The sequence below is a fragment of the Serratia sp. ASV30 genome, assembly GCF_016428815.1.
Lineage (GTDB): Bacteria > Pseudomonadota > Gammaproteobacteria > Enterobacterales > Enterobacteriaceae > Chania > Chania fonticola_C.
Genome location: NZ_JAELTL010000120.1, coordinates 1 through 3,981 on the forward strand (window position 1 = coordinate 1; position 3,981 = coordinate 3,981).

3 protein-coding genes are annotated in these 3,981 nt (G+C 58.1%); all 3 read left to right on the forward strand.

The window, feature by feature from the left end:
• The first annotated feature begins 114 nt into the window (after positions 1–114).
• Complete coding sequence (gene hyfE / locus JHD74_RS25480) at positions 115–765, forward strand: hydrogenase 4 membrane subunit (RefSeq protein ID WP_024529686.1); 651 nt, start codon at positions 115–117, stop codon at positions 763–765.
• A 4-nt stretch (positions 766–769) separates the two neighbouring features.
• Positions 770–2,353 carry a hydrogenase 4 subunit F gene (locus tag JHD74_RS25485; protein WP_199063838.1) on the forward strand — a complete coding sequence of 528 codons (1,584 nt, stop codon included), beginning with the start codon at positions 770–772 and terminating at the stop codon, positions 2,351–2,353.
• Positions 2,296–3,981: hydrogenase large subunit (locus JHD74_RS25490; RefSeq protein WP_199063837.1), on the forward strand; the 1,686-nt coding region annotated here is incomplete at its 3' end. The genes JHD74_RS25485 and JHD74_RS25490, both read left to right, overlap by 58 nt.

Below are 3,981 nucleotides of genomic sequence, written 5' to 3' on the forward strand. Positions count from 1 at the left end.
GGCACAGGCCGCTCCGCTGCCGCTGGTGATGAGCGTGGTGTTAGTGATTCTGATCGCGATGTCGGTAGGTTCCAGCGTGATTGCCGTCGCCTGGCTTGGATAAGGGAGTTGATTATGACTGGTTCACTTATCGTCAATAACCTCGCGGGGCTGATGATGGTCACCTCGCTGCTGGTAATTGGCGCCAAACGGCCCGTGGCCTCGTGCTGGCTCTATGCCTTGCAGTCGCTGCTATTGGTGCTGATTTTCTTTACGCTGGGGCAAACCCTGGGCGCCCACCAGCTCACTCTGTGGGCGATCAGCGCCTTTATCACCAAGGTGGTGCTGGTGCCGGTGATCATGGCCTATGCCTTTCGCAAAATGGACGATCCCTCGGCGAACGGCAGCCTGATCGGTCCGGTGATGCTGATGCTGGCCGCGGCGGTGATTGTACTGCTGTGCTGGTTTGTGGTGGAGCCGGTGCAGGTGCCGCTGCTGGCCTCGCTGAAACCGGCGCTGGCGGTATCGCTGGGGCATTTTATGCTCGGCCTGCTGTGTATCGTCACCCAGCGCAACATCCTCAAGCAGGTGTTTGGCTACTGCCTGATGGAAAACGGTTCGCACCTGACGCTGGCGCTGCTGGCGAATCGCGCGCCGGAGCTGGTGGAGATTGGTATCGCCACCGATGCCATTTTTGCGGTGATCGTGATGGCCGTGCTGGCGCGCAAAATCTATCGCACGCTCAACACGCTGAATGTTGAACAACTGACGGCGTTGAAGGGGTGAGATGATGAGTAATACCACCATGCTGTTTCTATTACTGCTGACGCCGCTGGCCTTCTCGCTGCTGACCTTTGCCTGTCGATTGCTGGGAAATGCTGCGCGGGTCTGCGTCACGCTGTTGCACTTTGTCGGTATCATGCTGCTGCTGGCGATTTCCCTATGGGTGGTGATGCAGGTGTACCAGCAAGGCGATATTCTGGCTGCCGGACGCTGGCTGCATCTGGATAGCCTGAGCGCCCTATTCCTGGCGATCCTCGGTATCATCGGCTGCCTTACCGGGCTTTACTCCATTGGCTATATGCGCCATGAGGTTGATGAAGGCGAGATTTCGGTAGCGACGCTGTGTCACTACTACGGCTTCTTCCACCTGTTCCTGTTCACCATGCTGTTGGTGATCACCAGCAATAACCTGATCCTGATGTGGGCGGCCATCGAAGCCACCACGCTCAGTTCGGCGTTTCTGGTGGGGTTGTACGGGCAGAGCTCCTCGCTGGAGGCGGCCTGGAAGTACATCATTATCTGCACCGTCGGGGTGGCCTTCGGGCTGTTCGGCACCATTCTGGTGTACGCCAACGCGGCCAGCTTTATGCCCGATCCCAACGACGCCATCTTCTGGACGGAAGTGCTCAAGCACGCTACGCAGTTGGATCCGATGCTGATGCATCTGGCGTTCGTGTTTATCCTGATTGGTTTTGGCACCAAAACCGGGCTGTTCCCGATGCACGCCTGGCTGCCGGACGCCCACAGTGAGGCACCAAGCCCCACCAGCGCCCTGCTCTCTGCCGTACTGCTCAACTGCGCGCTGCTGATCATCATCCGTTACTACATCATTATCAGCACCACCTTGGGCCATGACTTTACCGGCACTCTGTTGATGGTGTTTGGCTTCCTTTCTGTCGCAGTGGCGGCCTTCTTTATTCTGGTGCAGCGCGATATCAAGCGGCTGCTGGCCTACTCCAGCGTGGAGAACATGGGGCTGATCGCCGTGGCGATCGGCATCGGTGGCCCGCTGGGTATTCTGGCGGCTCTGCTGCATACCCTGAACCATAGCCTGGCAAAAACCCTGCTGTTCTGCGGGTCTGGCAACGTGCTGCTGAAGTATGGCACCCGCGATATTACCGTGGCGAAAGGGATGCTGAAATGCATGCCGTTCAGCGCTGTGTTGCTGGCAGGGGGAGCCCTGGCGCTGGGCGGTATGCCGCCGTTCAACATTTTCCTCAGTGAGTTTATGACGGTCACTGCCGGGCTGGCGGCTGGCCATATTACGTTGACCATCGTCTTGTTGTTGCTGCTGACAGTGGTATTGGCTGGGTTGGTTCGCATGGTAGCCAGCGTGCTGTTCGGCGCAAAACCAGAAGAGGTCAACAAAGGCGAACTGGGAATACTGACAACCTTACCGATGCTGACCCTGCTGGTATTGATGCTGGTGATGGGCACCCATATCCCGCAACCGGTCAGCCGACTGCTGGAAAACGCGGTCCACATCGTGATGAACAACAAGCCTGGCACTCATGCCCAGCCATTGAGCTGGCCATGGGCCGTTCAGAATCATTCCTCTGCGGCCGAACCTCAGGCAGGAGAAGTAAAGTGAGCTACGAAACCCACGTATTGACCCTCAACAACAACGAAAAACTCGGCAAAGGCTATCTGGCCAAAGTGCGCGAGAAGTTCCCCTCCGCATTGCTGGATGCCGAGTGGCAAACCGCCAACCAGGTCACCATCACGGTCAAGCTGAATTCGTTACCCGAAATCGTGGAATACCTCTATTACCAGTTAGGTGGATGGCTGCCGGTGCTGTTTGGCAATGACGAACGTACTTTGACCGGGGATTTCGCCGTCTACTACGTGCTGTCGATGGAGGAAGGGGAAAAGTGTTTTATCACCGTCAAGGCTCAGGTTAGCGCCATCACGCTGGAGTTCCCGTCGGTTACCCCTCGCGTTCCCGCCGCCGTTTGGGGCGAGCGTGAAATCCGTGATATGTACGGTTTAATCCCGGTGGGGCTCCCGGACGAACGCCGCCTGGTATTACCGGACGACTGGCCAGACGATCTTTACCCGCTGCGTAAAGACACCATGGATTACCGCCAGCGCCCCGAGCCAACCACTAACGTGGAAACCTACCCGTTTGAAAATGCGGCCACCGGTGAATCGCGCGTGGTGCCGATCGGGCCGATGCACATTACCTCCGATGAGCCAGGACATTTTCGCCTGTTTGTTGACGGCGAACGCATTGTCGATGCCGACTACCGGCTGTTCTACGTGCATCGTGGCATGGAGAAGCTGGCCGAAACCCGTATGGGCTATCAGGAGGTCACCTTCCTGTCCGACCGGGTCTGCGGGATCTGCGGCTTTACCCACAGCGTGGCGTACACCACCTCGGTGGAAAATGCGTTGGGGATCTATGTGCCGCCCCGCGCCCATGCCATCCGCAGCATTCTGTTGGAGGTCGAACGGCTGCACAGCCACCTGCTGAACATTGGGTTATCGAGCCACTTTGTCGGCTTTGATACCGGCTTTATGCAGTTCTTCCGCGTGCGTGAAAAATCGATGACCATGGCGGAGCTGTTAACCGGATCGCGTAAAACCTATGGGCTCAACCTGATCGGTGGCGTGCGCCGCGACATCCTGAAAGAACAGCGGGTGAAAACCATCAAGCTGATCCATGAGATGCGCGCCGACGTGACGCAACTGGTAGAGATGCTGCTCGGCACGCCAAATATAGAGCAGCGCACCAAAGGCATTGGCCTGTTGGATCGGCAGATTGCCCGCGACTACAGCCCGGTGGGGCCGATGATCCGCGCCAGCGGCTTCAAGCGCGATATGCGCTTTGACCACCCTTATGCCAACTACGGTTCATTGCCGAAAACGCTGTTCACCTTCGACGGCTGCGACGTGTATTCGCGCGTGATGGTGCGCGTGCAGGAAGTGCTGGATTCACTGGCGATGATCGAATACGGCCTGGATAACCTGCCGGGCGGCCCGCTGCTCACCGAAGGTTTCCGCTATCAGCCGCACAAGTTTGCCTTGGGCTATGCCGAAGCCCCGCGCGGTGAAGATATCCACTGGAGCATGCTGGGGGATAACCAGAAGCTGTTCCGCTGGCGCTGCCGGGCGGCCACCTACGCCAACTGGCCGGTGCTGCGTTATATGCTGCGCGGCAATACGGTTTCCGATGCCCCGCTGATTATCGGCAGCCTGGATCCCTGCTACTCCTGTACC

Coding starts and splice junctions, on each gene's coding strand:
- hyfE (WP_024529686.1), top strand. CDS start 115: ATGACTGGTTCACTTATCGTCAATAACCTCGCGGGGCTGATGATGGTC.
- JHD74_RS25485 (WP_199063838.1), top strand. CDS start 770: ATGAGTAATACCACCATGCTGTTTCTATTACTGCTGACGCCGCTGGCC.